The organism is Oleiphilus sp. HI0123 (assembly GCF_001635315.1).
The window spans coordinates 1-383 of sequence record NZ_LWGE01000531.1; the positions used below are offsets into that span (position 1 = coordinate 1).

A 383-nucleotide genomic window follows, 5' to 3' on the forward strand; every position below is an offset into this window, starting at 1 on the left:
TCTATACCTGAAGCTGCCTGACTAATCCGGCTCGCCAGCATATAGGCAGGAGTGGACACAGTATTATTGGCCTCATCAATAACGCAATCATCAACGGCGCAGGTTTGATGCTCTCCACCCATAGCAGTGATTGCCTCAGAGGTATCGGCATCATTTCCGATTGTACACTTCACTCCGTGGCCAATCAGCTTCGGCGCCAATGCCGGCGCAATACACACAAGCCCAATTACTTTTTGTTGACGGTGAAAGGCCTGAGCAAACTCAGCGACTTGCGAATTAACCTCCATATCGGTACCCGCTACCGCAAAGTTGGATAGATTTTTAGCCGCGCCAAAGCCTCCGGGGAAAATAAGCCCTGCATAATCTTCAGGTTTAGCCTCTGA

At 50.1% G+C, this 383-nt stretch carries 1 pseudogene; it reads right to left on the reverse strand.

Annotated elements, in window-relative coordinates:
• Positions 1 to 383: pseudogene (locus A3761_RS26985) on the reverse strand (isoprenoid biosynthesis protein ElbB); the annotation flags it as partial.